Source organism: Kribbella turkmenica, assembly GCF_004348725.1.
In the GTDB taxonomy this organism is placed as follows: domain Bacteria; phylum Actinomycetota; class Actinomycetes; order Propionibacteriales; family Kribbellaceae; genus Kribbella; species Kribbella turkmenica.
Genome location: NZ_SMKR01000297.1, coordinates 1 through 3,054, shown reverse-complemented (window position 1 = coordinate 3,054; position 3,054 = coordinate 1). Strand labels below are relative to the sequence as shown.

At 67.7% G+C, this 3,054-nt stretch carries 4 protein-coding genes; 1 reads left to right on the top strand and 3 read right to left on the bottom strand.

What is annotated here, in order from left to right:
- Positions 1-358: 358 nt before the first annotated feature.
- Both E1218_RS35245 and E1218_RS35240 read right to left on the bottom strand, forming a co-directional pair.
- Complete coding sequence (locus tag E1218_RS35245; protein WP_233712687.1) at positions 359-1,378, bottom strand: Ppx/GppA phosphatase family protein; 1,020 nt, start codon at positions 1,376-1,378, stop codon at positions 359-361.
- 56 nt (positions 1,379-1,434) lie between these two features.
- On the bottom strand, positions 1,435-1,818 hold the full coding sequence (locus E1218_RS35240) for a DUF6766 family protein (protein WP_132327366.1): 384 nt from the start codon (positions 1,816-1,818) through the stop codon (positions 1,435-1,437).
- Between the two features lie 165 nt (positions 1,819-1,983).
- Between E1218_RS35240 and E1218_RS35235 the strand changes: the two genes are divergently transcribed.
- Positions 1,984-2,553, top strand: coding sequence for a hemerythrin domain-containing protein (locus E1218_RS35235; protein ID WP_132327365.1), 570 nt, complete (start codon positions 1,984-1,986; stop codon positions 2,551-2,553).
- Positions 2,554-2,610: 57 nt separating this feature from the next.
- On the opposite strand, the gene E1218_RS35230 is transcribed toward E1218_RS35235, so the two are convergent.
- On the bottom strand, positions 2,611-3,054 hold a 444-nt coding region (locus tag E1218_RS35230; protein ID WP_233712686.1), incomplete at its 5' end, for a class F sortase.

Below are 3,054 nucleotides of genomic sequence, written 5' to 3'. Positions count from 1 at the left end.
GTCCGGCGAAGACCTCGGTCGAGGCTGCGCGGGGTTTCCGGCCGCTGGCGGATGGCTGATGCGGTGTCCGCCGGCAGTTGGTTCGCTTCGGCGGCCAGCGCCTGGTGGTGTGCCAATGCCTCCGAATCAGGCTCCTGAACGGTTCGGCGGACGGCCTAGTCGACGACGGCGGGCAGTTCGGTCTACAGGGGATCGAGCAGAGCCCGGTCGGCACCGGCGGCGACGGCGAATTTTGTCCGGTGGAGTAGCTGAAGTGAAGTGGAGCCGACGGCGTGACTGCGGGCGTGTCCGTCCGCGCAGGCCCAGTAGGCGGTCGCCCGATGCTTGGCCGCGGGTGTCGCATCAGGTGACTCCTTTCTCAGGGCAGCGTCGGCATGACCGTGACGTTGCTGTGTGGGGCGGTGGGCTCCTGCGTCTGGCTGATCTGCAGCGTGTCGAGGGCGAGGGAGGGTTCCTGTTGCATCGCCGACTCGAGGTGGTGAAGGATCACTCCCTCGCGCAAGGCCCACGGCGAGACATCCAGTTGCTTGATGTCGAGCGCGGTCATCGCGGCCTTGGCAATGACCGCACCCGCGAGCACCTGCCGTGCACGTGACTGCGAGATGCCGCGGAGTTGCGCTCGCTCCGCTGTTGTCAGGCGTGCGATGCGAGGGATCCACGCAGCCAGGTCCGACCTTCGCAGAGTACGGCGTACGAACGGCCCGGTCCGCTGGGCCGGAGCACCGGTCAGCCTGGCCAACTGCTTGAACGTCTTCGAACTCGCGATGACGCGCTTCGGGTCACCCTCCCAGCGGAGCCTGTCCGAGACCTCTCGCAAGGTCGCGCGGGCGTGCCGCCGCAGGGCACGCAGTTGGTCTCGGGTCGGTGGGTCGTCCTGCAGGAAGGCCTTGGTCAAGCGGCCGGCTCCGAGCGGCAGGGACACGGCGAAATCAGGCTGGGCATCGCGCCCGAGGGCGATCTCCATCGAGCCACCGCCGATGTCGAGCACCAGCAGTCTTCCGGCCGACCAGCCGTACCAGCGCCGTACGGCCAGGTAGGTCAGGCGGGCCTCTTCGTCGCCGGTGAGGAAGCGTGGCTGGATGCCGGTCTCCCGCGCGAGCCGCGCAGCGATCTCGGTCCCGTTGCCGGCATCGCGGACCGCGGAGGTGGCGAACGCGAACAGCCGGTCTACTTGGAGCGTCCGGGCGGCTGCTGCGGCGTCTTTGACCGCCTCGACCAGCCGGTCGATCCCCGTAGCCGTGATCAGGCCGTCCGGCTGGATGGACTCGGCGAGGAACGTCGGGTACTTCACCGCATGCGTGGGCAGCGGGGGAGCGCCGGGCGATGCCTCGACGACCTGCAGCTGGGCCGAGTTCGATCCGATGTCCAGAACACCCATTCTCATCCCCGGCAGGTGCCCAGGCGACGACCTTCCAAGCCGTCCGCACTGCTGCTTCACGTTTGTTGCGTGCTCTCGAGTTGCCGGTTGATCTTGTCGACCTTGGCTTCGAGGCGTTCCATGTCCTCGGCGTCGACGCGGAAGATGAGGTGTTTGGCGCCGAGGAGAAGGATGGCCTGGAAGACCAGTTGGAGCCATTCGCTCTGCCAGTTCTCGAAGGTGCTGGCGAGGAAGGTGGGGAAGAAGTCGGCCCAGGCGAAGGCCTGGTTGTGTTCCTCCTGCTCGCTGCGGAACTCGCTCAGCTGGGTGAAGAACTGGCCGATCCAGGAGCCGAGGAACAGGACGAGCAGAACGTAGACCGCTCCCCAGCGCCGCACGTGGGAATTGGCCTTGTGGTGTGTGCGCGGGTCAGGTTCCAGACCTTGCTCTTCTTCACTCATACCCGGCCGGTACCCCTGGGTAGCGCTTCTCAGCCGCCAGGGCGCAGACATCGCTCGATCGGTGACAGGGCGTGAGGTCCGGCTCGGCTTGGGTGGTGGGCGCTTCGGCCGCCGCTCGGCGGGGTACCTGCGCTGGACCACCCTACGGACACTGGAGAGGCCACGATGACTTCCACCGATCCCGTCGCCGGGCCGGACGTGGTCGACGTTCTGACCGCCGACCACCGGGAATTCCAGGATCTTGCCCAGCAGATCAGCGCAGCCGCCGACCCTGGCGTGCGCCGCGACCTGACCGACCAGCTCATCGCCGAACTGGTTCGGCACGCGGTCGCCGAAGAGATGTTCGTCTATCCCGCCATGCGCGATCATCTGCCGAACGGCGAGGAGGCCGTCGAGCACGACACCGAGGAGCACAAGGAGCTCGAGAGGCTCATGAAGCAGTTGGAGGACGCGGACACGTCGGACCCCGCGTTCGAGGAGGCACTCGGGAATCTGCGACAGGTACTCGACGACCATGTGCGGGACGAGGAGTCCGAACAGTTCCCGGCGCTGCGTGCCCACCTTCCGGCGGCGACGCTGGCCGACCTGCGCGAGAAGGTCGAGCTGGCGAAGAAGGTCGCACCGACCAGGCCACACCCGGCCGCACCGAACGCCGAACTGTTCCACAAGCTCGTCGGGCCGGGCGTGGGCCTGGTCGACAGGCTGCGGGACCGGCTGACGGACCGCTCCACGTAGCGGACCCGATGTTCGACCTCACGATCTACACGCCACCGGTGTGAAGCTGATCGGTCGTCAGGCTCTCGCGGGGACGGCGTAGGCTACGACATTGCTCGAGTAGCCTCGTCGGGGGTCGTAGCTGCCGCCGCAGGTGATGACGGCCAGCCGGTGAGGTCCGCGTTGGTCGAACAGCTGCTTCGGCAGGTGCTGTCGGCGGTAGTTGTGCAGGGCAACTACGCGGTAGGTGAGCGGGCCCGCCGCAGTGGCGATGCGGATGGTGTCACCGCCGTGTACGGAGCTGAGGTCGTACAGGGCGCCCTGGCTGCCGTCATCGGCGTCGACGTGGCCGGCGAGCACCGTCGTACCCCGTGCATCGCCAGGCTGCGCGCCGCCGATCCACCATCCGACCGTTGACGGTTCGGGCAGCATCAGGGACCCGTCCGCGGCGACGCCGACCGGAACGACGACGGCTTCGACACTGAGGCTTGAGATGGTGACTCCCACGGGCGACCGGTCCCG

Bases quoted from the DNA above. Each gene is read 5' to 3' on its own strand.
- E1218_RS35245 (WP_233712687.1), bottom strand. From the start codon at position 1,378: ATGGGTGTTCTGGACATCGGATCGAACTCGGCCCAGCTGCAGGTCGTC.
- E1218_RS35240 (WP_132327366.1), bottom strand. From the start codon at position 1,818: ATGAGTGAAGAAGAGCAAGGTCTGGAACCTGACCCGCGCACACACCAC.
- E1218_RS35235 (WP_132327365.1), top strand. From the start codon at position 1,984: ATGACTTCCACCGATCCCGTCGCCGGGCCGGACGTGGTCGACGTTCTG.